Consider the following 24776-nt stretch of genomic DNA (forward strand, 5'->3'; position numbering starts at 1 on the left):
ATAAGTGTTACGAGTAGGTCCATTCGTGTTACGGGCATATCCTACTACTGACACTTTGTCAGAACAAGGGTACACGAACCACGCCGATGCGACGTTCGTTCCCTATTGCACGCATTCGCTCCCGAATCGTCGTGCAGGGCACCCGACACGCGGTAAGATGGGCGCGACCCGAGTAAGGAGCAGACCGTCATGAAAAACATCATCCCGTTTATGATCGCCCTCGTCATCTCCGCCTGCCTTTGCGCCGGCTGCACGATGACCGAAAACGAAGTGACGAGTACGGGCAGCGGCGTCAGCGCCCATATTGAATTCGAGTTCTAGACGGGCCCGTCATACGGCGATGCCGCGCCCGTCACATGCGACGGGCGCGGCATCGTATGCAGACGGGATGGCCGGAGCCATCCTACAGATCGAGGAATGCCAGCAGGTCGTCGGTGCGGTTGGGCACCCTCCCCTGCATCGTCGCCTTCAGGGCCCGGCGCAGCAGCTCTCCGATACGCGGTCCGGGCTTGACGCCCGCGGCGATCAGGTCGCGCCCCGCAAGATGCAGCGTCGCCATGCTGTACGCCTCGTCGTTCGCGATGAGCTCGCGCACCATCTCGCGCATGCGCTCGATCTCCTCGACGTAATAGAAGCACGACGGGGCCTTGCCCAGCGCATCGGCGCGCTTGATGTCGAACAGCTCGCCCATGAGCCGCGGGGTGTCCATCCCCTCGCCCGAAAAGATGTGCATGACGCGCAGCAGGTCCTCCTGCTCGGCCATCATGGGAAGATCGTGATAGCGGATGAGCATGCAGGCGTCGCGGATCACGTCACCGGGCAGGGCGAGACGGCGCATCAGGTCCCGTGCCATATCGGCGCCGACCTCGGGATGACCGTAAAAGTGGCCGCGGCCCCTCTCATCGACCGTAAAGGTTTGGGGTTTGCCGATATCGTGCAGCAGCGCCGCCCACATGAGCGACGGCGAGGGAGGTTGGTCGGGATCTCCGCCGTCGATGCGGAAGCGGGAAAGCTCGCCGGCGACCGTCAGCACGCGCGCGATATGCTCGTACACGTCAAAGGCGTGGTAGGGGCTGCGCTGGTCGAACCCGCGGCACGCGGCGAGCTCAGGCACGGCGGCGCACATGAGCTCGGGGTAGCGAAGCATCGCATCGCCGCCATGGGCGGTGCGCAGGATGCCGTCGAGCTCGATACCCACGCGCTCCCGCGCCACCGCATCGAGCAGGGGCGCGCACGCGGCGAGCGCCTCGGCCGTACGCTCCTCGATCCAGAAATCCAATCGGCATGCGAACCGGACGGCACGCAGCATGCGCAAGGCGTCCTCCTCGAATCGCCGGCGCGGATCTCCTACCGCACGGATGACCTTGCGCGCAAGATCGCCCTGGCCGTCATATAGGTCGAGCAGGCCGCGCTCGGGATGCCACGCCATAGCGTTGACGGTGAAGTCGCGCCGCGCGAGATCGTCCTCGACGCAGGTGGCGCGCGTCACCTCTTCCGGATGCCGTCCGTCGGTATAGAACCCGTCGAGCCGGTAGGTCGTCACCTCGATGCGCTCGCCGTCGATAACCGCCGTGATGCCGCCGAACTTGATGCCCGACTCCACGACCATGATGCCCGCGGCACGGAGGGCCGCCTCGTTTTGCTGCCATGCTCCCGCGCAGCACAGGTCGACATCGTGGCCGGCGCCGCCCATGAGCGCGTCGCGCACCCAGCCGCCCACAACCCAAGCCTCAAGCCCCGCCGCCTCAAGAACGCGCAGGGCACGCTCGCCCGCATACGAAAGCACGGTGCCGTTCAGCTGCGGTCGCTCGCCGTTTTCCATGATGTCTGCCTCTCCCCATGGTCCCTCTCGACCAAAGTATACCGTTGACGCGCTCCCGTAAGGCAACGGACAGTCCCTTCGGGACAAACTCGCCTGAGTTTTTCGGCCCGCAGGGGAACATCGGGCCCCTCTCGCGCATGTACCATGTGAGGAGGTGGTCGACATGACAGCTCAACAACATGACGAAGCGTTTGTGAACGAGGCCCTGCGCGCGTTCGGCGGACAGGTATACCGAACCGCGCTCGCGTCCACGCGCTCGCCGGCTGATGCCCAAGATGTCGTCCAGGACACGTTCATCGCGCTGCTCGAACATAGCAGGCCGTTTCACGATCGGGAGCACCTGCGCGCGTGGCTTTTGCGCGTCGCCATCAACCGATGCCGCGAACTTCACCGCAGCGCATGGCGCAGCCGCGTGGACCGCTTCGATGATGCGTGCGCGCAGGGAATCCCGGCTACAGCCCCGACGGATCCATCGGAAGACCTCGCGGCACTCGAGCGGCATCCCGTCTGGGCGGCGCTCGAGCAGCTTCCGGAACCGTTTCGCATCGTCATCCATCTGCGCTACGTCGAGGAGCTTTCCTGCGATGACATCGCCGGAGCCCTCGGCATTCCCGCAATCACCGTGCGCACGCGACTGTACCGGGCGCGCAAGAGGCTCCGCACGCTTCTGGAAACCGGGGAGCTCCCGGCAAAAACCCGTCTTCGCGCACGAAAGGAGAGCACTCATGGATAAGGATCCCATCAGCACCTATGTCGCGGCCATGCGAACCATAGACCTTGCAGACGACGCCTACCGGTCCATCGGAGACGCCGTGCATCGGGCGGCGCGCGGACGCACGCAGGCACCGGCCACACGCACGCGCGCCCTCACGCGCCGTGCGGCCCTAGGAGGGTGCGCGGCGGCAGCGACCCTCGCCCTCGCGTATGCGGGCATGCACACCCTTTTACCGGAAGAGGGAGCGCCATCGGAGGGCTTTGCCCTCGCCGCCTATGCTGACGGCTCGGGCGAGGGAGATCGCGTCGGCATCAGCATCGACAACGAGTTTCTGCAGGGAGGCTTCTGGGGCTTTGCCGACGACGGGCCGTTCACCGATGACGGCACGGGCGTATACGACACCGGCATCGACGAAGGGTTTGCCGTCTCGCTCCTCTTCGATCTGGACGTGAGGGGCGTATCCATGCGATCGATCTCCTATGAGCTTGACGGGGATGCCTATTTCCGCTACGACCCGCATGCCGACCCCGCCACCAAGCCCGAAGCGTTCGATGCGCACGCCTTCACCATCGCGCCCGGCGAGCTCGACTTACCCTACCCGCCCTTCCGCAAGGGCAGAGTCTATCTCATGGCGAACATCCCCGCGGACACCCCCGGCATGGAGCATCCACAGGAAATCGAGGCGCTCGTCGCCGCCTATACCGCCGCAGCGCGCGTCATCGCGCAATCGACGCTCACCCTGCGCGTCACGTTCGAGGACGAATCCGTCGAAACGCACAAGTACCGCATTGAACCGACCGACGCGCTGCCCGAGGCCATCGAGGCGCTCACCGATGGCGAGACCTTCGGCGATCCGGCATTCACCATCGAGCAACTCTACTAGGGTAACGCTGCTTAGGGTTTTGCGACGGCGCCCCTGCGGGGACCGGCCCCGCAGGGGCGCCTGGGGCACAGCGAGCCAACCCGCGACCCTAGTGGAGGTTCCGACGGGAACTTTTGCTGAAAAATCGGCGTTGTAGACGGCTTGATTTCGATCCTGCCCGAAACGGCACCTTCGGCGTCAGCGTTTCCGCAGGTCGCAGCCTCGGGTCGGGTGCGGTTTTCCGGTCGCTCTGAAACGAGTCGTCTACAAGGCCGATTTTTCAGCAACTTTTGACCCCGGAGCCTCCACTGGGCATCTTCTTAGGTGCGGCGCATCGCCCCCGCCGCCGGGAACGCATTCGCCTCCTCAATCGTATAGGATGTGAGGAGGTGATTCATATGACGAACCCGACAATGCGCTCCGACGCGTTCATGAACCACGCCATCGATGCGCACGGAGACGCCGTCTTGCGGCTCGCGCTGAATCAGCTGCGAAACGTATCCGATGCGCAGGATGCGGTGCAGGAGACGTTCGTCCGCCTGCTGACATGCGGATCATCTTTCGAGAGCGACGACCATCTGCGCGCATGGCTGCTGCGCGTTGCCATCAATATCTGCCATGACCACCAGAAAAGCGCGTGGAGCCGTCGCGTCGACGCGCTTGACGACAGCAAGGCCGGCGGCGATACCCGCGAGTTGTCCACGGTATCCGCCGAGGACATCGTGCTGCGCAACCTGAGCGACCACCCGGTGTGGCATGCGCTCGCAGACCTTCCCGAGGATCTGCGCCTTGTCATCCATCTTGCCTACGTCGAGCAGCGAGACACCGCCCAGATCGCACAGCTGCTCGGCATCAAGGCCGCGACGGTGCGCACGAGGCTGTTCCGAGCCCGCAAGCGGCTCCGTGACGCCCTGAGCGCGGACGGCACCTCCCGCCCTGCCGCCGAGAATCAAGCGCGCGTCTCCGTCCAGCCCGGCGACGCGTCGCCCCATGGACCTCCCGTTCGCTGACGGGCACTGCACGCGAACCAACAGAAGGAGCAACCATGGCATCCATCATGAACGACTATGCAACCAAGATGAACCAAATCGCGCTTACGCCGCGGATGCGCTCAGCGCTGGCCGAGCGGATCGCTGCGGAGCGCGCCCGCGTCCAGCAGCAGCCCCGCACCACTGCGAGCCAGCCGTCGGCCTCCACCGAGCGCAGGCGCGGCCGCGTCTTCACGCGCCGCCGCGCGATCGCCGTCGCCGCCTGCACAGCCGGCCTCGCCCTGGGCTGCACGGCGCTCGGCATCCTGTGGGCGCCCTCGGAAGATCCCGCATCCGCCCCATCCGCAACGCAATCGGACCAAACGGGCGGCAGCTCGAACTCGTCGGCCGCAGCGGCCGCACAAGCCTCGTTCGTGCTTGCTGCCTATGCAGACGGCACACCGGTCGAAGACCGCAGCGACACCGTGCTCGCCGGCCCCGGATTCTTGGATTCCGTCAGCAGCTGGGAGGCAGGCCCCGATGACGATGACAACAACGTCCTGCGCGCCCGAAGTGTCTTCAGCATCGACCTTACAGCCTATGGCGATGACATCACGCAGCTCGACTACCGTATCGACGGTGACGAAACCGTGCAGCTCTGTTATCTGGGCAGCCGCAACTATCGCACTCCCGATGGGAGCTTTGAGGACATGCACGGGCAGAGCATGACCATCACGCAGGACATGCTCGAACGAATCGGAACCATCGACGGCGGCACGTTCTCGGTCGAGCTGAACTACGCGCTTCCCGATGATTTTTGGGCCATCTACGAGCGAGCAAAACAAGAGTCTACGGACGAATTCCGGTTCGAATCCATCGCGTACGGAGCGCAGCTCCTCGCCGGACGCACCATCACCATCACGGCGACCTTCGTCGACGGCACGACCCTCACCCATGAGTACCGAATAGATCCCGTCGATACCTTCAAGGAAACGCTCATGGCAAACGACCAGGCGTTTCACGATAGCTTTGACGATGAGAGCACCGATGAGTTCGTTCCCGAGCCGCTCTTCACAATCGAGCAGGTCAGCTAGGGTCCGGCGCCGGCGGAATGGAATAGGGGTTGGTTGGGGACGGGTTCGTTCCAACCCATCGGGATGTGTTGGAACGAACCCGTCCCCAACCAACCCATTTAAAACGTGCCATTTGGGGTATGCTACGTCACGGACTGTTCAACCTACCGGATGCACCGGCAAATCGAAGGGAGCATACCGTGGATCGCACCCGTTCCATCACGCCCGACGCCATCGCCGCCGCACACGAGTCGTTTATCGGCTGCCGCAGCAACCAGATCGCGCGCAACGCGGTCGCGGCATCGGGGATCGCCGCCGCAGCGCGCAACCCGCAGGTCGCGGCGCTCGGCACCACCACGTTCGACATCCAGCTCGAGCAAGGCGAGATCACGAACCAGAAGCGCTCGGGACGCTGCTGGATGTTCGCCAGCCTGAACACCATGCGCTACCGCATCATGAGAAAGCTCGGTCTCAAGACGTTCGAGCTCTCCCAGGCCTACCCCCTGTTCTGGGACAAGTACGAGCGCTCCAACTGGTTCTTTGAGAACATCATCGCCACGGCCGACCAGCCGCTGACGGACCGCGAGATCGCCTACCTCCTGTCCGATCCGTTGTGCGACGGCGGCCAGTGGGACATGTTCCGCTCCCTGGTCAAGAAGTACGGCGTCGTGCCCAAGGAGGCCATGCCCGAGACGTTCCACTCCTCCAACACCGGGACGATGAACCAGTACCTCACGCGCTACCTGCGCGCCGGCGCCAAGCAGCTGCGCGACGCCCATGCCTCCGGTGCGGACGTCGCCGCCATGAAGGAGCTCAAGCAGCAGCTCATGGACGGCGTCTACCGCGTGCTCGCCATCTGCCTGGGCGAGCCGCCCGCGACGTTCGACGTCCGCATCCGCGACGAGAAGAACGAGCTCAAGGCCTCGGGCACCTATACTCCGCAGCGGTTCTTCGACGAGTTCGTCGACATGAATCTCGACGACTACATCTCGATCATCAACGCGCCCACCTCGGACAAGCCCTATATGCACAGCTACACGGTCAAGTATCTCGGCAACGTGGTCGAGGACGGCGGCGTGCGCTACGTCAACCTCCCGATCGAGTCGCTCAAGCGCGCCGCTGTGGCACAGATGCGCGACAACCTCCCCGTGTGGTTCGGCTCGGACGTGGGACAGAGCTTCCTGCGCGAAGACGGCGTGCTCGACCCGAGCGCCTTCGAGGTCGACACCCTGTTCGACCTGCCGATCGAGGCCGGCCTGGACAAGGCCGCGCGCCTGGATTACGGCGAATCGCTCATGACGCACGCCATGACGCTGCAGGGCGTGAACCTCGACGCCGACGGGAACCCGACGCGCTGGCGCATCGAGAACAGCTGGGGCGAGGATGCCGGCAAGAAGGGCTACGAGATCGCGTCCGACGCCTGGTTCAGCGAGTACGTCTACCAGGTCGTCGTTGACAAGAAGTACCTGACGGAAGAGGAGCTGGCCGCCTACGAGAGCGAGCCGATCGAGCTTGCCCCCTGGGACCCCATGGGTGCGCTCGCGCGCTAGAAACGCCGCGATTCCCACCTGCGCCCGCGCCCCGTGCTCCGCATCCGCGGGCGCGGGGCGCATCCGTACGGGAGCTCAACCCTGTCACCGGGGCCGAGCTCCCTTCTTTTTCGGCTTATCGAATCTGGCGAATCTCGACGTGGCCTCGGTACTCCTCGACCCGGGCGAAATCACCCTGACCGGCGCATTCGACGACATTGGCTCCGGTTGCCATGGCCAGGCGCAGACCGTCTTCCACCCGGGAGCGATCGCGGTACCAGACGGACAGAAACGCACCGAGCGTCGAGTCGCCGGCGCAGACCGTCGAAAGCACCCGCACCGGATACGTGCAGCGCGCAAACCACGCATGCCGCCCGTCGCTGAAGTACGCCCCCGCGCCGCCCATGGTGAGCAAGACCGCCTGCGCGCCCTCCTTATGCAGATGCTCCAAGGCGCACAGAGCCCCTGCATCGTCGTTCGCGCTCACCTCGAGCCCGAAGATGTCGCGCAGCTCGTCATCGTTAGGCTTGATCAGCAGCGGCCTCTGAGCAAGAAGCCGGCGCAGAAGCGGCGAGGAGATGTCCACAACCACCTCTCCCCCGCGCTCGCGCACCTTTTCGACAACGCGGTCCAGAAAGCCATCGGACGTTCCCGGCGGCAACGAACCGGAGATGCTCAGGCACTCGAGCTCGGGCAGCGACGCGATGAGCTCGATCATGGCGTCCTCGTCGTGCCTCGAGATCGGGGCCCCGGCGTTCACCATGTTGTACTCGTGCTCCCCTGAATTCAAGAACACGTTCACCCGCGTGATGCCGTCGACCCAGACGGGAAAGACCTCGCATCCCCGCTCGCGCGCGCCGTCGACGATAAAGCGCCCCGAGAACCCCGCGAAGAAACCGAGGATGCTGGACGGTTCGCCGAAATGCTGCAGAGCGAACGAGACGTTGAGCCCCTTGCCGTTGGGGGTGTAGACCGCATCGCGGGTACGGGTCACGCAATCCGGCGCGAGCCCGTCGCACGTCACGTTGTAGTCGATGGCAGGATTGGCGGTAAGGGTGTAGATCATCGAACGGCCCCCACGATAAGGACGGATGAGCGAAGGCCGCCCCGCGCAACACGAGACGGCCTTGCAAACGTATGCGATCGAAACCCCGCGAAAGGCGGGGAGCGCCTACTTGCGCTCGAGCTTGCGCACCGCGATGCGGCGGCTGTACTCGTCGACGCGGCCGAAGTCGCCCAGGCCGACGCTCTCGGCGACGTTCGCGCCGGTCGCAAGGGCCAGCTTGAGGGCCTCTTCCACGTTCTCGCGGTTGTGGTACCACTTGAGGATGAACGCCGCGAGCGTGCAGTCGCCGGCGCAGACGGAGGACACGAGGTTGATGTTGAACTCGCGCTTGGCGTACCAGATGTCCTCGCCGTTGGAGAAGTACGCGTCGCCGCGGCTGCCGCGGGTGAGTAGGACGTTCTGGACGCCGATGTCGTGCGCCATCTTCATGGCGACGCGGACCTCGTCATCGGTGTTCACGGGCACGCCGAAAATCGCCTTCATCTCGTGGTGATTCGGCTTGATGAGCAGAGGCTTCTTGGCGGCAAGCGTCTTCAGCTTGTCGCTGGAGATGTCGAGGATGACATCACAGCCGCGATCCTGGGCGTGGTCGATGACCTCATCGAGGAAGTAGCGAGAAGCCTTCGGGGGCAGCGAGCCGGAGATGATCAGGCACTCGAGATCGCCCGTCGTGTCGAGGATCTTGTAGAGCTCGCGCTCGCCCTCGGGCGTCAGCGGGGCGCCCGCGTTCAGGATGCCGTACTCGTTCTCGCCGTCGTTGAAGTACGAGTTGATGCGAGTGATGCCGTCGATCCACACCGGGCGGCAGAGGCAGCCCATGTTCATGGTCTCCTCGACGATGTACTTGCCGGTGAAGCCGGCGAAGAAGCCGAGCGCGACCGAGTCGACACCGAACTTCTTGAGCGCGTACGACACGTCAAGACCCTTGCCGTTCGGGGTGTAGCTCGAGGTGACCGAACGGATATTCTCGTTCGGGATCAGCGGCGGGCACGTGACCGTCATGTCGACGGCCGGGTTGGCAGTCAGCGTATAGAACATTGATACTCCCCTTTCCAAAGAGACCGCGCAGCTCCGACGCTCCGTCGGGACCACGCGGTCACATAAAACATTATCCGAGAGCAAGTCCGAGCAATATGCTTACCGAAACCTTACTTTGCAGCAGCCTCGAGCAGCGCCTTGACCTCTTCGGCGGTGGTGCACTGGACCGCCTTGTCGGCGAGCTCCTTGGCCTCCTCGACCGTCCACTGGGAGATGGTCTTGCGGGTGCGCAGGATGCTCGGGGCGGACGTGGAGAACTCCTCCATGCCCCAGGCGATCAGCAGCGGAGTGAGCAGCGGATCGGCCGCGGCCTCGCCGCACATGCCGACCATGATGCCCTCCTTGACGCCAGCCTCGATGATGCTCTTGATAGCGCGCAGGACCGCCGGGTAGTACCAGCTGTACAGGTAGGCGATCTTGTCGTTGCCGCGGTCGGCTGCCATGGTGTAGCCGGTGAGGTCGTTGGTGCCGATCGAGAAGAAGTCGGCCTCCTTGGCCAGCAGGTCGGGGATGTTCGCGGAGGCAGCGGTCTCGGTCATGATGCCGACCTCGATGTCCTCGTTGAACTTGTAGCCCTCTTCGCGCAGCTCGTTCTTGCAGACCTCAACGAGGTCCTTGACGGCACGGATCTCCTCCACGCAGGTGACCATGGGGACCATGATCTTGATGTCGCCGAACGCGCTCGCGCGCAGCAGGGCGCGGAGCTGGACCTTGTACTCGTCAGCGTTGTCGAGGCAGTAGCGGATGGCGCGATAACCCATGAAGGGGTTCTCTTCCTTCACGAGCTTGAGATACGGGATCTCCTTGTCGCCGCCCACGTCGAGCGTGCGGATAATGACCGGGGCGCCCTTCAGGGCGACGGCGACCTTACGGTAGGCCTCGAACTGCTCCTCCTCGGAGGGCAGCGACTTGGCATCCATGAACAGGAACTCAGAACGGAACAGGCCGATGGCCTCGGCGTCCTGATCGAGGGCGCCCTTGACGTCATCGGGGCTGCCGATGTTGCACGCCATGATCTTCTTGAAGCCGTCGGCGGTGATCGTCGGCTTGCCGCGGAACGCCTCGAGGGCCTGCTTCTCGGCGATGAAGTCCTCGCGACGCTGGGTGTACTCGGCCAGGGTCTTCTCGTCGGGCTCAGCGATAACGAGGCCGCGGGAGCCGTCGACGATGGCGGTCATGCCGTTGTGCAGCGCGCCGCACGCGTTGGAGACGGACAGGACGGCCGGGATCTCGAGGGCGCGAGCGATGATCGCAGAGTGCGAGGTGCGGCCGCCGACCTCGGTGACGATGCCCGCGACGTTCTTCTTGTCGATCGTGGCGGTCATGGACGGGGTCAGGTCGTGGATGACAATGACCGTGCCCTCGGGCAGGACGGACAGGTCGACGACCTCGCGGCCCAGCAGCTCTGCCAGGATTCCGGTGCGGATGTCGGCGATGTCGGCGGCGCGAAGGCGGAACATCTCGTCGTCCATGGACAGGAACATATTCTCGAACATGGTGCTGGTCTCGGTCAGCGCCTGCTCTGCGCAGGTGCCGCCCTCGATGGAGGCCTTGATGGCGCCACCGAGCTCAGGATCCTGGGCCAGCGTCACGTGGCCGTACATGATCTCGGCCTCGGCCTCGCCGACGCTCGTCTTCATGTGCTCGGCCTGGGCCTCGGTCTTCTTGCAGAAGGTTTCGAGCGCCTTGTCGAAGCGAGCCTTCTCGGCTTCGGTGTCCTCGACCGTATGCGGCGTAAACGTCAGATCGGGCTCAACGGCGACCGCGACGGTACCGATGCCGATGCCCTCAGATGCGTTAACTCCCTCGTACATTGATCTTCCTCTCCTGTCAGCCCGACCATGAGGCCGGACCCCCTGCAAAAGCCGCGCGGAGCATCTCACGGCGATACCCCGCGCGCACTATTAAATAAAGAAAGGTTTCCGGAATCGGGCGTTACTCGCCAAGACCGCTCTTGATGAGCTCGAGAGCAGACGCGAGGGCCTCGTTCTCGTCGCTGCCGTCGCAACGGACCTCGACCTCGGTGCCGCACGGGATGCCAGCGGCCATGAGGGCCATGGGGCTCTTGCCGTTGACCTCCTTGTCAGCGGTCAGGATGGTGACGTCGCAGGCGAACTTGCCCATCGTGGAGGCAAAGAGGCCGGCGGGACGCATGTGCAGACCCTGCGGATTGATAAGGGTGACCTTCTCAGAAACCATAGTGTTCTCCTTTTTGATCTGTGCGCACCCCAGACATCAGGACACGCCAAAGTACACGACTAGTTTAACGCAATAAAGGACAAAAGAAATGCAAAAGCGCGAGGAGGTGGCCGAAAGGTCCGTCTGGCGCGCAGGAGGTCGCGCGAAGCATGCTGGACGGGCACGTCTGGCGGGTCGGCGAGCGGTCATCTTCCCGTCAAGCGCATCCGTTGCGCGGGGCACCTGATCGCATCGTCCTTGGGAAGCGATGATATATATCCCGATGCGCCCCCACATCGGCAAAAACCACGGGATTACCCGGCAACGGTACCCGGTAACGGTACCCAGAACTGAGGGAGAGGGCCTTTCAAGGGGCCCTCTCCCTCAGTTCTGGGTACCGTTACCGGGCCCTATTAGCGGGTAGCCTGGTTGAGGGCCCGGCGCGGGATACACTGACCGGTCGTTCCCGAAGGGGCTACGACAGGCGCTCGCTGACGACGCGCGCCACGCCTTCCGGATCGTCGGCATCCTTGACCGCCGCGCGGAACCCGTCGTCCATCAGCGCCTCGGCAACGCGCGAAAGCAGCTTGAGGTGCGTCGTCCCCGACTGGCCCTCGGGAATGAGCAGGGCGATGGCGACCCGCACGGGCACGCCGTCCATGGTCTCCCACTCCTCGGCACCCTGCGCGAGCTTCGCCACCATGACGGCGGCGCGCTGGACGGTCGCCGACTTGGCGTGCGGGATAGCAAAACCGTCGAGCATACCTGTGGTGCCCTCCGCCTCGCGCTTGAGGAAGGCCGCCATGAGCTCATCGGCGTCCTGGGCGAGCCCGAGGTCGACCGCGCAGCGCGACAGCGTCGAGAGCACCTCGTCTCGCGTGGAGCAGCGAAGGCCCACCAGCACGTAGTCGGCGGAAACAACGCTCTCCGCGAACCCGGAGGGCGCCTGCGCGCGCGGGCCCGCCTCTTGCGGGGTGCGCGCAAGCTTGCGGCGGAGCTTTGAGCCGAGCGTCTCTTTACACGAGGGCGAACCGGAGGGCGCAGCCTGGTTACCGGAAAGCCGCGCCAGGGCGAGCGCGCCGTCGATCAAATCACCCGCCGCCTCGACGGTAAGGGGGCATGCCGCACCCGTCGAGATGAGCGGAACCCCTGCAAACCGTTCGGCTCCAAACGGGGAACCCCCGATGATGAGGGCGGCATGCGCCGAGGCGATCTCCTCGCGCGTCAACTCGTCGACCGCCCCGTCGGCAGCGTACAGCTCCGTTCTCACCGCAAGCGAACGCCCGCGCGCCGCCTCCTCGATCGAAGCGGCAGCCTGCTTTGCCCCGCGTTCAACCGAGACAACAAGATCGACCCGATGAGCCATACGCCCTCCCCCAACAACCGGGTGCCCGCACCCGATGCGCCCATGCGCCTCCAACCAAACAGCGTATGCGCCAGCATACCACGCACGGCCCTGGCTTCCATATCCCCATGATGCGCAAATCGGTGAGAACGCGCGGTGCCGGCATCCGCCGGCCCCGGTGCGGCGACGCGCGACTGCGCTGCAGGAAACCAGCAGGTGAGCGGCACCTACAGGGGCGCCGAGCCGCCGGGTGCGCGACGCTGAAGGGGCGGCTCGGATGGATAATTCGACATCTCCCGCTCAAAACGCGTCGACAGACAGCCCGCATCAACTATAATTGCCATGTTTGCGCCATTAGCTCAGCTGGATAGAGCAGGGGACTTCTAATCCCAAGGTCGTTGGTTCGAATCCGACATGGCGCACCATCCCGCGAACAAGGGCGTCGGCGACGGCGCCCTTTTGCATGCCGCCCCATGCATACATGAGGCCCGCCCCGCCCGCGCATGGGCGGAACGTGGACTTTCATGCAGAATCGCCGAAAGTCCCCATCCCTCATGCGCTTGCTGAGGGCAACGGGTATCCTGACCTGTCGGACGACGACGGAACGACCGCAGGCCCGCGATGCGAAGGAGGATACATGGGCGCCCTTGATTCCCATGCGCGCATAGCCGTGCTCATACCGTGCTACAACGAGGCCCCGACCATCGCGAAGGTCATCGACGACTTCAGGCGCGTCCTGCCCGATGCGAGCATCTACGTCTACGACAACAATTCCCGCGATGACACCTCCGCCATCGCCCGCGCGCACGGCGCCATCGTCCGCCACGAGGCGCGCCAGGGCAAGGGCAACGTCGTGCGCCAGATGTTCCGGGACATCGACGCCGAGTGCTACCTCATGGTCGACGGCGACGACACCTACCCCGCAGAGGCGGCGCGCGCCCTGTGCGACCCGATTCTCGACGGCTCGGCCGACATGACCGTCGGAGACCGCCTCTCCAACGGCACCTACGGCAAGGAGAACAAGCGGGCGTTCCACAACTTCGGCAACAACCTCGTGCGCCGCATGATCAAGCTGATCTACGGCTACTCGTTCGAGGACGTCATGACCGGGTACCGCGCGTTCTCGCGTGTGTTCGTCAAGACGTTCCCCGTGCTGTCCGACGGCTTCCAGATCGAGACCGAGCTGTCCATCCATGCGGTCGACCGCCACTGGCGCATCGTCGACGTGCCCATCGCCTACCGCGACCGCCCGGAGGGATCCGTCTCCAAGCTGTCGACGGTCTCCGACGGCATCAAGGTGCTCGCGACCATCGGATCGCTGTTCAAGAACTACCGCCCGATGAAGCTGTTCACGCTCGTGGCCCTCGTGTTCCTGGCCCTCGGCCTTTGGCTCGGCATCCCGGTGGTCGCCGAGTTCCTGCACACCGGCCTGGTGCCCCGCTTCCCCACCGCCATCCTCGCGGCTTCCCTGATCTTCCTGTGCGGGCTGTCGTTCGCGACGGGGCTCATCCTCGATTCGGTCGCAAAGGTCGAGCGCAAGCAATGGGAGCTCGCCGTCTACCGCGAGATGGACCGAGAGGGTCGCGGCGGACGCGCATAGGCGCGCCTCACGGGGCCGACTGGCGCGAAATGAATTGGCCGGCGGTTCCTTACGACTCGAGCCCGAGGTACTTGGTCCAGAATTCGCGCGACGTGAGGTATGGGAAGGCGTCCTTCCACGCCTGCCTCACCTGCTTGCCGATCGTGCGGTGGCGGCGCAAGAGCTCGTGCTCGCGCATGCGGATGGCGCGGAAGCGCGCACGGTCCATGTGCCGGATCGTGCCCTTGGTGCGCGTCGGGTCCAAGAACACGAGCGTCTCGCGGGCAAGCGACTCGCCCTCGATCATCGCGGCGCCGTTTTTGACGACGTACCCCGGGCGCGTGCCGAGCATGGGCTTGGGCAGATAGTGCTTGTCGTAGGGCAGCGAGCGGAGCACCTTCATGAAGCGCGACGCCTGCGACTCGACGTTCGCATGCGACAGCACCTCGCGCGTGACGCCCGCGGCGCGAAGCAGCTCGGGATCCATGTCCTCGACCGGCATGAGCCGCTCGTTGCGCGCGCCGTTTTGCCTCATGAGCTCGGCGCCGTCGAGGCTTTCCAGAAACTGCGGCCCCTTGAGGTAGTCCTCGAACCCGTCGAGCAGCAGCTCGGCCGCGCTGTAATCGAGGTCGCGCAGGTCCTGGCGCACGCTGCGGCGGATGCGGACGATAAAGAGCCCCTCCGACGCGCAGTCGTCCACCGCGATCATGGCCATGAAGTTGCGGATGTACTGGTAGCAGTCGACCGACGCGCGGAAGCGCCCCTCGAAGCTCTCGTGCCACACGCAGATGCCGTTCATGGTCATGAACACCGGCTGGTTGCGCATGCCGAACTCGACGTCGTCGCAGCGGATGAAAAACGGCATGGGCAGGCCGTTTTTCTCGATGGCCGCCGTCGGGATGCAGCTGTACCACCAGGCGCCGTACGCGTTGGGAACCTCGACGTTCGTGCGCTCGTTGACGAGCAGGTCGGAGAGCGACCCCATGTGCAGGTCGGTTTTGACGCGACGGTAGGCGCCCGAGTTCAGCACGAAGGAGACGTCCTCGAACTGGCGGACCGGGTCCTCGAGCGACAGCATCGCGCCGTTGATGAAGGCGTCGCGGTAGGGCCCCTGGGCAAGCGCGAGCAGGTTGTACGTGCGGATCAGGCTCTCGGGCATGATGCGCACGTCGTCGTCCATCACCAGCACGTGCGTGAACTCGCCCGGATGCTCCGTGGCGGCCATCATGCCGCGCGCAAAGCCGCCCGATCCCCCCGTGTTGGGGTTCGGAAGGACGCTCACCAAGTCGTCGGTGAGCGCGTCGACGTCGAGCGTCCTGCCGTTATCCACCACGAACATATGGAAATTGCCGAGAATCGGCGCCCCTTCCGCGCGGATGCCCGCTTGAACGAGGTCGATGTTCGCCGTGATGTAGGCCTCCTTGTTGAAGGTCGTCGTGGCAAGGGCGAGGCGGACCTCGTTGATGCGCGCGGGATCGACCTTGGCATACCAGTACGCGCGCACGATGACGAGCCGCTCCCCTTCAGCGGGAACGGCGATGAACCCGATGAGGTCCTCGCCCGCGGTGGGCACCTCGATATCGAGCGCAACCGGCGAGTCGGGGGCGGCGTCCACGGCATGCGCGGAGAACACCTGGCGATCGGACGCATCGGACGCCACCGCATCGATGCGGATCTCGCCCGCGCCCGCCACCTCCACATGGAGCCAGACTTCCTGAAGGCCCGCATACATGCGCCACTTGCAGGCAGAGCATCCGTTGACATACGTCAGGAAGTCCGCCGTGCCCGTGAGCTCGAGTCCCGCGCCGTCCTCGTACCGGGCCGCCCCCGCCTGCGCACGGTAGTACAGCTCGGGATGGTCGGCAGCGTGGTCGTCGACCGTGAGAACGACGTTGGAAAGTTTGAAATCGACAGTCATTCGTGCTCCAGGGGACTCGTGCGCGCAGGCGGCGCGAAGCGTTTGCCTCAAGTCTACTTGATGCGTGCCGCGCCCGCGGCCTTTTCATGCGAGAAGCGAAAATCGAGCCCCGCCGAAACGGAGGCGAAACGGAGGCCCTGTGGACGGGCCGCCGCCTTGAGCGACTCGGTCGCGCCTCGGGTAAGCTATCATGAGGCGCAGATTGCTTACCCGTGCGGAGGTTGCCCCATGCCGTTTCTGAGCGTATTGATCCCCGTCTACAACGGCGAGGACTATCTTGCCGACGCGATCGAGTCGGCGCTGAACCAGCCGTGCGACGACCTCGAGGTCGTCGTGGCCAACGACGGATCAACCGACCGGTCGCTTGAGATTGCCCGCGGCTACGAGGAGCGCGACAGCCGCGTGCGCGTCATCAGCCACGAGAACATGGGGCCGGGTGCGACGCGAAACAAGGCGATCCCCCAGCTCAAAGGATCCTGGATCCTCTTTCTCGACTGCGACGACATCATCTTGCCGAACTTCTACACCGAGCAGGTGCGCGCGTTCCTCCAGTTCTGCCGCGCGCACGAGGTGGAGACCATCGTCCCGTGCCGCCTGTACGGAGACGTGAAGCTCAGCTGGGCGAACATGGAGTACGTGCCCTTCGACGAGGTGTTCGGCCAGGGCAGCGACGCCTCGTGGCGCGTCGACTACGAGTTCGCCACGCTTCTGTACTCGGCCGAGCTGCTGCGCCGCGAGCGCATCGAGTTCGGGATCACGCGTCCCGCCGAGATGGAGAGCATCTTCCGCCACAAAGCGGTCTTCTGCTCCAAGCGCACGGTGTTCACGAACCGGCTGTGGTTCGCGGTGCGCCGCGAGAACCCGCACCAGGCAACACGCGACCGCAACTGGAACAGCGTCCATGTCGACCGGATCCGCTATGAGGGGTTCAGCGACCTGATCGAATGGCACCGCCAGCGCGGAACGACGGGCTTCGTCATCGAGGAGGCGGCGCGCCGTCGCGACGCCGCGAAGGCCTCCATCGACCGCGGGGAGCAGCCCCGCACGCTCAGGCGCCGCATCGAGGAGCACCGGGCATATCGCCGCTGGAAGCAGGATCGCCGCCGCGCCTCCAAACCCCTGGGCGAATGGATGCTCGACGAAGATCGTCAACGCGAGGCCATCGAGGCCATCGAGCACCAGATCGAGCATCTCTCCTGACGCCGTGCAAATCGGGGACGTACCTGCTGCGTGCATTCTTAGGGTGCCCTGCATATCAGGAACGTACCTGTTGCGTGAATTATTATGCATGTCGCATATCGGGGACGCACCCGCTGCACCAAAAGAATGCACGCAGCAGGTACGTCCCCGATTTGCATACATGCACGCGGCGGGTACGTCCCCGATTTGCACGGTGTGGAACGTTACTGGCGGCGATGCTTGAGCAGGCCGGGCAGGTACATGAGAGCCGAGCCGATTCGATAGGAGTTGGACTGCTCGAGGTCGACGACGCGCTGGCGCGCCTCCGCGAGCTCTCGTTCGACATCGGCGGCATGCCGTTCGGAAGCCTCGGCGCGCCGCCGCTCGTCAACGAGCATGCGGTCGGACGCCGCCTCGCGATACAGGTACAGCTCGTGGCACCCGTTGTCCTGCTCGCAGGCAGGACTCGTCTCCCCCACGAGCTCGACGAGCTCGTCCTCGCCCTGCTGCGCGAGCTCCCTCAGGTTCGCCACGCCCTCCTGGACGATGCGGGCGAGCGCCTCGCGCTCGTCCAACGCGCGCCCGAGCGCGTCCGCGATCTCGTCTGCCGACGCATCCATGGCGAGCAGGCTCGATCCCATGTGCGCCTCCTCGTACAGCGCGCACACCTTCGGCAGGTAACCGAGGCCGACACACGGGATGCCGCCGCGAAACATCAGCAGCGAGGCATGGTAGCGCATGGAAAGGCCCGCGGTCGCCCGACCGATGAAGTCGGCCATGGCATCGATATCGTCGCCCGCCGAGAACAGGTGCACGCGATCGATACGGCTCATGGCCTCGACCACCCGGTCGGAAATGCCGCGATCGGCCGCATCGAGCATCGCGAAGGCGAGATGGGCGCGCGGGCGGCTCGCCAGCACGCGGTCGCAGGCGCGGGCGACGCGCTCGGTGAAATCATCCGACACGTTCTCGTACTCGCGCAGCGACACCACGATCAGGTCAGTGTCGACAGGGTCGAGCTCCTGGTTCGCAAACCAGGAATCGACCGCCTCCGTCACATGCGAGGAGCCGGTGAACGCCACGTCCGCGCGGCGCACGACCTGCCCGGCGGGCACGTCGCAGGCGGAGACGAGACGGGCGGTCTCCTCGTCGCGGCACGCGAACCGGGCGCCGAGCGAACCCATGAGGCGCACCAGCCGCTTGCTGTGGGTGCGCTCCAGCGGACCGGCGCCGATGCCGTACAGCACGACCGGCGTATCGTTCAGAGCCGCCAGCTCAACGAACGCGGCGATGCCCGGAATATCGGAATGGAGCACCGACGAGGCGATCTCCGCCTTGCCCATGGTCCAGCGGATGCCCTGGTCGAACAGGAGCCCCGCCATGACGAGGGCGACGGAGGAGCGGGCGAGCATCCCGTCGAGCTCGCGCTTGGAGGCCAGCGCGATCGCGTAGACGCCTCGGTGCACGAGGGTGTGCCACGGGTTCTCGCTCACGGCGACGCTCACGGTGCCGGGGCAGCGCTCCTCCAGGCGCTCCGCAATGGTGGAGAGGATGTACTCATCACCGAAGTTGCCGCAGCCCACGTATCCGAGCACGGTCGCCACGCGGCACGGCTCGAACGATGCGCCCTCGACGCACAGCGCCTCGGCGGCGTGGACGACCGAGCGCTCGAACCCGCCGCGCGCCGCATGCATGCCCTCGGCATCGCCGCGCCCCGCGCGGACCGATCCGAACAGCGCGTCGTCTGCCGTCGAGGCGATTGAGGCGCGCACGCGGCGCGACTCAAGAAGCGCCGCCGCCCGCTCGGCCATCCAAGCGCCGGTCGCACCCGCATCGGGACGAAGGATATCAGCCCCGGCGAGCTGCTTGGTCGCCTGGAGCACGTACTCATCGTAGGCCGAGCGCCCCTCGGAAGACGGGAACCGGACCGCGATCGACGTGAACCCGAGCGCATAGGCGGCACCGGCGTCGGCACCGTCGAAGCGCCACTCATCGGGCCACCCCTCGCCTGCGCAGCGAACCGGCGTGCCTTCCGGCATCCCCTGGGCGGCCGCCCTCATGAGTTCGATGCGCTCCGGCGTCGCCTCCTGGGCGCAGGAAAGCCCCCGCGGGTAGACAATCTCGTTGGCAAGGTCGAGCGCAGACAGGTCCGGAACCGTGCCCAGGGTGCGAACGGCGCACCCCTGCTCGCGTGCCGCTGGCGCGGCCATGCCGTCGAGCACCCAGCAGGTATCCGGCGCGGCCCCCCGCATGCGCTCCAGGGAGCGCGCGAGCTCGTCCTCGCGGGAGGCGAGCACGACGAGGCGGGGCGCCTGCACGACGCATGCCGACGTATCGATGGAAAGGCCGTCAGCGACCACCACGGCGTCGACGGCCCAGCGACGCATCAGCGCGTCGAGGTACCCGAGCTGCGCCACGCCGTCGGCGAACAGCTGGGGCCACAGGCGGGGCGTGAACCAAAAGACCGCGTATCCAGCCTCTTCAAGCGCCTCCTTCGCGCGCCAGGACGGGGAGATGACGCCCAGGGCGGGGTCGGCGAGCAAAACGAGGCAGCGCGCACCGTGCGCGTTCGCATCCATAGTGAAGACTCCTTTTCGGGATGAGACGGTGTGGGGAGGACGGTCCGGCGCCGTGCGCGACGAGCGAGGCGATGCGCACGGTGCCGGACCAATCAGCTGCTCAGCCGGCGCTGGATGGCGCGCGGGATGCGCAGAAGCGCCGTGCCGTACCGATACTCCGCGGACCTCCGCAGGTCATCGAGCTGGCGCTCGACCTCCTCGCGAGCACCCTGCGCCTCGACAACCGCGCCGCGCGCCCGGTCGACCTCCCCGTGCAAGCGGTCGATCTCCGAGCGCGCCTCCTCCAGATCCGCCTCGACGCGGTCGAAGAGCTCCTTGTCGTCGTCGACGAACGCGCCGTGGTTGCGCATCCAGAAGAACAGGTACCCCTGCGCATCGTTCGCCTTGATCAATTCGAGCGAGCGGCGGTCGAGCGGATGGGTGTAGGCGTCCAGGGGCACATCGAGCAGCCCCATGCGCTCCGCCGCCCCATCGTGCAGCTCGGCGAACGCCCGCGCGAACGAGTCGACGCGCGTGAGGGAGTTGAGGTTGTACACCGCGCCGCCGAGCGCCCAGCGGGCATGGCTCACGCGATACGTCTCGTACAGGCCCTCCTCCTGAAGCCGGTCCCGCAGCAGCGCGAACGCCTCGATGAAGTCGAGGGCATGAGGGTCCTTGTTGTCCATGGACGAGGAGCCCGTGCGCATGCGGTAGTGCGACAGGCGCTCGTAGATCACCGACATACGGCGCGCCTTGACGAGCGCCATGCACGTGAACGGCAGGTCCTCGGTGCGGAACAGCGCCGGGAAGCGGATGTCGTTCTCGACGAGCAGCGAACGGCGGAACAGCTTGTTCCACGGCCAGTTCTGAAACGACGTGAAGATGGCGTCGGGGTTGTCGGCCGCGCTGAACTCCAGGGTCTCGTGTACCGGAAAGTCCGCGAAGGCGGGGAAATCGAGCGTGCCGACAGCCGGATGCTGGTCGCGCTGGACGCGATTGTTGTAGAACCACGCATCCCAGATCACGATGTCGCAATCGAGCTGCTCGGCGCGGCCGACGGCCTTCTCGAGCAGCGTGGGCTCGATGAAGTCGTCGGCGTCGAGGAAGTACACGTAGGTGCCGGTCGCGACGTCGAGCCCCTTGTTGCGCGCGCAACCGGGTCCCAGATGGCGCTGGGTCAGGATGCGCACCGCGGGAAAGTCCTCGTCGGCGCGGTAGCGCTTGAGCACCTCGAAGGAGTCGTCCGACGAACCGTCGTCGACGCAGATCAGCTCGAAGTCCTGGAACGTCTGCGCCTTGAGGCTGTCGAGCGCTTGGCACAGGTAGGGCTGGGCGTTGTACACGGGCATGATGACGGAAACGCAAGGCGACGACACGGCTACCCCCAAGATATCGTGAACGCGGGCACGCCCGCGATGGCTTCGTAGGGATAGTATACGGCACCGCGTCGACGCGCCCGCGCCCATACGGGCGAACTCGCGGAACGGGCAGAACACGCGGCGCTTTAAGGGAAGGGGCCGCTTGCACTCCCGGCAAGCGGCCCCTTCCCAACAAGCACCACGCGATAGCAACGTCGCGCAGGCTACTTGTCCATTCCCAGATAGCGCTTCCAGAACGCGAGCGAGGTCAACTCGTCGCGACGCGCGGAGTAGTCGTGGCGCAGCTGCTTGATGTTGCGCTTGTAGGCCTTGAGATCCTCCTTGTAGCGCTTGGAGATCTGAGCGTAGCGCTCGGGGTCCTTCTTGCGCAGCGCGCCCATGCGGTTGTACCAGTCGATGATGATCAGGTACTCCTTGCCGCGGATCGCACCGGCGGGATACGCCCAGCCGATGACCGGGATGACGGCGTAGCCCTTGCCCTCCTTGACGATGAAGCGCTGGTTGTTGTCGGTGGCCAGGTCGTTCAGGCGCTGCAGGCGCGTGCGCGGGGCGTCGGAGTCGACGAGCTGCCGGTCGATATCGGCGATATGGAAATCGGTCAGGCCGGCGGCGTGCACCTGACGCTCGAGCTCATCGAAGGGGACGAGCTTCTCCTTGTTGCGGTTGGCGGCCATGAACGTCTTCTCGGCCATGCCGGGCGTGGCGATGAAGTCGGGCCCCTTCATGAAGTCCTCGAACGCGTCGAGCACGAGCTCGGCATTGTCGTAGCCGAACTTCTTGAGCTCGAGGCGGATGTTGTTGTGCATCTCGCGCATGAAGTCGGACTTGGGCGCGAAACCGGTCGTGCACTGGGCGATCATCGTGTTGCGCGTGGTCTGGTAGCGCTCGACGGCGGCGTTGTAGCGCACGTGGAACGACATGTGCCAGATGCACAGGCCGTTCATGGTCATGAACTTGGGCTGGCAGCGCACGCCGTACTCGGCGTCGTCGCAGCGCACGAAGTACGGCAGCGGCAGCCCGTTCTTCTCGATGACCGAGATGGGGATGCAGCAGTACCACCATGCGGCGTACCGGGAGTTCAGCTTGGTGATGGCGCTCGGCACGCGGAACGTCTCGTTGAAGACGACGTCCTCGAACTTGTTGAGGCGCAGCTGCGGCTTGGCGGGCGCGAACGTGCCCTCCTTGGTCATGAAGCCGGTGTCCTCCCACAGCTCCTCGCCGATCTCGTAGTTGAGCATGGCGCCGCTGATGAACGCCTCGGCATACTCATCGTTGACCAGGCGCAGCAGGTTGTAGGTGCGCTTGATGCTCTCGGGGGACACGGCGACGTCATCGTCCATCAGCAGGATGTGGGTCGCGCGCGGCGTCTGCTCCATGGCCTCGATCATGCCGCGCGTGAAGCCGCCGGCGCCGCCGACGTTGTCGTTGGGAGAGATGATCACGCGGTCGCTCGCCAGCTTGCCGGCATCAAGGGTGCGCCCGTTGTCGATCACGCGCATGGTGAAGTGCTGGGCGATGTCCTCGGAGCTGTCGATGATCGACTCCTTGATGAGCGCGATATTCGCCTCGATGAACTCCTCTTTCTTGAACGTGGTGGTCGCGAGGACGAGCTCCACGTCGCGCAGGGGGCGATCGATCTCGACGGAGTAGTAGCTCTCCCCGATCAGCACGGGGCCGTCCGTCGCGAGCTCAAAACCGACGATGACCGCGTCGGAGGGCACCGTGAGCTCGACATCGATGGCCTGCCACTCATCGGAAGCGGGAAGCTCTCGCTTCGTGTCGTCGAGCTTGATGGGATGAGCGGAGAACGCGTCCGCGGTGGTCTGCACGTACGTGCACGCGGCGCCCTTGACCTGCAGGTGCAAGAAGAAGCGCTGCGCGCTGGTATAGCGCCTGAGCTTGCCCACGGACAGCGCGTTGAAAAACGTCGTGAAGTCAAAGACGCCGGCGTCGTAGAGCATCCACTCCCCCGTCACATGGTCGCGCACGAACGGCTGGGTGGATCGGCAGTACAGCGCGGGATAGCTCGTGGAGCGCGGGTTGCACTCGAGCAGGATGTTGGCGAACTTTATAGCAGGCATGTGCCCTCCTAGATGGCTAAACATATCCTGCCCATGATACATGAAATGCGGGCATGCCCCCGAATGCACCGAAAACGGGCACAAGAGGCGGCGGTGGGCCCTCCGGGGGGGGGTGAGCTTCTGGGGACAGTCCCTTTTGGACCGCGGCGGCGTATGTGCGCCGCCGCGGTCCAAAAGGGACTGTCCCCAGAAGCTCACCCAGACCGCGTCAGTCGTTGTAGTAGGGACGCGCGAAGCCCGTTATCGAGCCCTCGGGAATGTAGAGGTCCTCGTAAAGCAGCTGGACGCGGCCGTAGATATGCTCCCAGACGTAGAGCGTCTGGCCGTCGGGTGCCACGGAAGCGACAATGCCCGCATGGGTGCCCTCCGACGCGCCGGCCCACGGACGGAACGCCGGCTGATCGATCAGCCAGATGTCTCCCGGCTTGGGCGAGGACTCCAACCTGCCCTGGTTACGGTACCAATCGGCGATCTCGTGCGGGAACGACGAGGCGGCACCGTTCATGAACTGGTATTTCATACCGGCTTCTTGGAAACACCAATAGACGAACGCCGCACAGGGTCCCATATGGTTCATCGTTCCGCCGTCGGCAACGACGCGGTCCTGGTAGCGCCAACCGTCGGTGATGCCATTTTGCGATGCCGCCGTGGCAATCACGCGAGCGGCCACCTCGTCGCTCGACAGACGCTCGCCGGTCGCAGGGTCAAGGTAGTAGGGCTTGCCCTCGATCATCAGGCTGCCGTAGCACATGCGGCCCGTGACCTCGTGGTAATAGACCCATTTGTTCGAATCGGGCAGCCATGCCCAGCCGTAATCGACCGCACCGGTGATGGGGTCGAAGTACATCCAGCCGGCCTCATCGCCGTGGGAGTCGTCGATATAGCGCTCGCCGTGCGCCATCTCACCGGTCACGTAGTCGCAAAACACCCATTTCTGGCTGCCGTCCTCATCCGTGATGAGCAGAAATCCGTAGTCGACGGCACCGTCTTCGCCCAGATGGACCCATTTGCCGTGCTCGATGCGCCATTCGTCGGTCGCCTGCTCCCACGCCTCGCCGGCGACGTCGTTGTCCACCGGGACGAACGCCTCGCGGTCGCGCGCGATGGTGGTGTCGGCCTCGGCCCAGTACCACGCGACCGTCTCGGGATCGTAGAAGAACTTCGAGCGCGCCGGGACGTCCTCGTCCAGCCAGCCGACGGCCTCGGCGGGCTCGCACGGCTCGCCGTCCTCGTCGACCCAGCCCGTATAGGCCGCCTGCTCCGGTGTATCCACGACCTCGGAATCCGGTGCCGCCAGGGCACCGGACGGAACAAGACCCGCCATCAGCGATGCCAGCAGGCATGCTGAGACCTTCCATCGCGAGCAACGCATACGCAACCCCTTCCCATTTCTGCAGCGATGCCGGAACGCGGACCCTCCTCACCCGGCAGGCGAAGATGATCGGCGGTTCCGGGGGAACGCTGACCGATTGCCGTCGTGCTGCGC

General features: G+C 65.2%; 19 protein-coding genes and 1 tRNA gene. 9 read left to right on the forward strand and 11 right to left on the reverse strand.

Translation table 11 applies throughout. From position 1 onward, the window contains the following. Window positions 1-189 precede the first annotated feature (189 nt). The gene (locus tag B5F74_RS12700; protein ID WP_255375101.1) at window positions 190-321 is read left to right on the forward strand and encodes a hypothetical protein; all 132 of its coding nucleotides are present in this window, start codon (window positions 190-192) and stop codon (window positions 319-321) included. 82 nt (window positions 322-403) lie between these two features. Here B5F74_RS12700 and B5F74_RS01305 read toward each other — a convergent pair whose 3' ends face one another. Continuing rightward, window positions 404-1822, reverse strand: coding sequence for an HD domain-containing protein (locus B5F74_RS01305; RefSeq protein WP_087199344.1), 1419 nt, complete (start codon window positions 1820-1822; stop codon window positions 404-406). A 163-nt stretch (window positions 1823-1985) separates the two neighbouring features. On the opposite strand from B5F74_RS01305, the gene B5F74_RS01310 reads away from it, so the two are divergent. The 5 genes from B5F74_RS01310 to B5F74_RS01330 all read left to right on the forward strand — a co-directional run bounded on the left by B5F74_RS01310 (window position 1986) and on the right by B5F74_RS01330 (window position 6990). Continuing rightward, window positions 1986-2555 (forward strand): sigma-70 family RNA polymerase sigma factor, encoded by a 570-nt coding sequence (locus tag B5F74_RS01310; RefSeq protein ID WP_087199345.1) that lies wholly within the window; start codon window positions 1986-1988, stop codon window positions 2553-2555. Beyond that, window positions 2548-3420: a hypothetical protein gene (locus B5F74_RS01315; protein WP_087199347.1), complete on the forward strand. Its 873-nt coding sequence runs from the start codon at window positions 2548-2550 to the stop codon at window positions 3418-3420. The genes B5F74_RS01310 and B5F74_RS01315 overlap by 8 nt, the downstream gene beginning before the upstream one ends. Window positions 3421-3797: 377 nt before the next feature. Continuing rightward, window positions 3798-4409 carry an RNA polymerase sigma factor gene (locus tag B5F74_RS01320; protein ID WP_087199349.1) on the forward strand — a complete coding sequence of 204 codons (612 nt, stop codon included), beginning with the start codon at window positions 3798-3800 and terminating at the stop codon, window positions 4407-4409. A gap of 35 nt (window positions 4410-4444) precedes the next feature. Continuing rightward, a complete protein-coding gene (locus tag B5F74_RS01325) occupies window positions 4445-5461 on the forward strand; it encodes a hypothetical protein (RefSeq protein ID WP_087199351.1) in 1017 nt (338 codons plus the stop codon). A 179-nt stretch (window positions 5462-5640) separates the two neighbouring features. After that, a complete protein-coding gene (locus B5F74_RS01330) occupies window positions 5641-6990 on the forward strand; it encodes a C1 family peptidase (RefSeq protein ID WP_204212375.1) in 1350 nt (449 codons plus the stop codon). A gap of 115 nt (window positions 6991-7105) precedes the next feature. Here B5F74_RS01330 and B5F74_RS01335 read toward each other — a convergent pair whose 3' ends face one another. The 5 genes from B5F74_RS01335 to B5F74_RS12490 all read right to left on the reverse strand — a co-directional run bounded on the left by B5F74_RS01335 (window position 7106) and on the right by B5F74_RS12490 (window position 12617). Continuing rightward, window positions 7106-8035: a 1-phosphofructokinase family hexose kinase gene (locus tag B5F74_RS01335; protein WP_087199355.1), complete on the reverse strand. Its 930-nt coding sequence runs from the start codon at window positions 8033-8035 to the stop codon at window positions 7106-7108. A 105-nt stretch (window positions 8036-8140) separates the two neighbouring features. Beyond that, on the reverse strand, window positions 8141-9073 hold the full coding sequence (locus B5F74_RS01340) for a 1-phosphofructokinase family hexose kinase (RefSeq protein ID WP_066833387.1): 933 nt from the start codon (window positions 9071-9073) through the stop codon (window positions 8141-8143). Window positions 9074-9183: 110 nt separating this feature from the next. Continuing rightward, window positions 9184-10887, reverse strand: coding sequence for a phosphoenolpyruvate--protein phosphotransferase (gene ptsP, locus B5F74_RS01345; protein WP_087199357.1), 1704 nt, complete (start codon window positions 10885-10887; stop codon window positions 9184-9186). 121 nt (window positions 10888-11008) lie between these two features. After that, entirely contained in the window at window positions 11009-11272 is a 264-nt protein-coding gene (locus tag B5F74_RS01350) for an HPr family phosphocarrier protein (RefSeq protein ID WP_066833398.1), read from the reverse strand. A gap of 454 nt (window positions 11273-11726) precedes the next feature. Further along, window positions 11727-12617 (reverse strand): fructose PTS transporter subunit IIA, encoded by an 891-nt coding sequence (locus B5F74_RS12490; protein WP_087199358.1) that lies wholly within the window; start codon window positions 12615-12617, stop codon window positions 11727-11729. 327 nt (window positions 12618-12944) lie between these two features. On the opposite strand from B5F74_RS12490, the gene B5F74_RS01360 reads away from it, so the two are divergent. Then, window positions 12945-13021 (forward strand) — tRNA-Arg (locus B5F74_RS01360). A 212-nt stretch (window positions 13022-13233) separates the two neighbouring features. Further along, complete coding sequence (locus tag B5F74_RS01365) at window positions 13234-14196, forward strand: glycosyltransferase family 2 protein (RefSeq protein ID WP_158095655.1); 963 nt, start codon at window positions 13234-13236, stop codon at window positions 14194-14196. 49 nt (window positions 14197-14245) lie between these two features. Here B5F74_RS01365 and B5F74_RS01370 read toward each other — a convergent pair whose 3' ends face one another. After that, entirely contained in the window at window positions 14246-16093 is a 1848-nt protein-coding gene (locus B5F74_RS01370) for a glycosyltransferase (RefSeq protein ID WP_087199362.1), read from the reverse strand. 228 nt (window positions 16094-16321) lie between these two features. Here B5F74_RS01370 and B5F74_RS12320 point away from each other — a divergent pair, with 228 nt between their 5' ends. Beyond that, window positions 16322-17293, forward strand: a complete 972-nt coding sequence (locus tag B5F74_RS12320; protein WP_158095656.1) for a glycosyltransferase family A protein — start codon at window positions 16322-16324, stop codon at window positions 17291-17293. 203 nt (window positions 17294-17496) lie between these two features. Here the strand turns inward: B5F74_RS12320 and B5F74_RS01380 are convergent, their stop codons facing one another. The 4 genes from B5F74_RS01380 to B5F74_RS01395 all read right to left on the reverse strand — a co-directional run bounded on the left by B5F74_RS01380 (window position 17497) and on the right by B5F74_RS01395 (window position 24662). Further along, window positions 17497-19851, reverse strand: a complete 2355-nt coding sequence (locus B5F74_RS01380; RefSeq protein WP_087199364.1) for a polysaccharide pyruvyl transferase family protein — start codon at window positions 19849-19851, stop codon at window positions 17497-17499. 92 nt (window positions 19852-19943) lie between these two features. After that, a complete protein-coding gene (locus B5F74_RS01385; protein WP_158095657.1) occupies window positions 19944-21206 on the reverse strand; it encodes a glycosyltransferase in 1263 nt (420 codons plus the stop codon). Window positions 21207-21412: 206 nt separating this feature from the next. Next, window positions 21413-23290, reverse strand: coding sequence for a glycosyltransferase (locus B5F74_RS01390; protein WP_087199370.1), 1878 nt, complete (start codon window positions 23288-23290; stop codon window positions 21413-21415). Window positions 23291-23498: 208 nt separating this feature from the next. Continuing rightward, complete coding sequence (locus tag B5F74_RS01395; protein WP_087199372.1) at window positions 23499-24662, reverse strand: CHAP domain-containing protein; 1164 nt, start codon at window positions 24660-24662, stop codon at window positions 23499-23501. Between the last annotated feature and the right edge of the window lie 114 nt (window positions 24663-24776).

Origin of the sequence: Collinsella sp. An271, assembly GCF_002159695.1 — a bacterium.
Classification (GTDB): Bacteria; Actinomycetota; Coriobacteriia; order Coriobacteriales; family Coriobacteriaceae; genus Collinsella; species Collinsella ihumii.